A 379-nucleotide genomic window follows, 5' to 3' on the forward strand; every position below is an offset into this window, starting at 1 on the left:
CACCACCTTCAGCGTCGAGGCGCTCTCCACCGTGCGGGTCGAGCGCCGCGTCCCGCCGGAGCCCGAGGCCGGCCAGCCGTGGGAGCGGGTCCGCGACGCCGTGGTGGCCGGGTGCGGCCTCCGCGGCATGGGGCTGCCGGCCGCCTATGTCAGCGGCTACCTGCGGACCGTGCCGCCGCCGGGCCGGCCGCGCCTGCGCGGCGCGGACGCGAGCCACGCCTGGGTGGCGGTCTGGTGCGGCGACGGCTGGCTCGGCCTCGACCCGACCAACGGCGTGGCGGTGCGGGACGACCACATCGTGGTGGCCCGGGGCCGCGACTACGGCGACGTGGCGCCGGTGGACGGCATCGTCAGCGGCTCGGGCAAGCAGCGCCTCAAG

The 379-nt window shown here is 78.4% G+C and carries 1 protein-coding gene; it reads left to right on the top strand.

From position 1 onward, the window contains the following. Positions 1 to 379 (top strand): transglutaminase family protein (locus tag FV233_RS29915; RefSeq protein ID WP_147899680.1); only part of this gene is annotated, 379 nt, incomplete at both ends.

Source organism: Methylobacterium sp. WL7 (assembly GCF_008040085.1).
GTDB lineage: Bacteria > Pseudomonadota > Alphaproteobacteria > Rhizobiales > Beijerinckiaceae > Methylobacterium > Methylobacterium mesophilicum.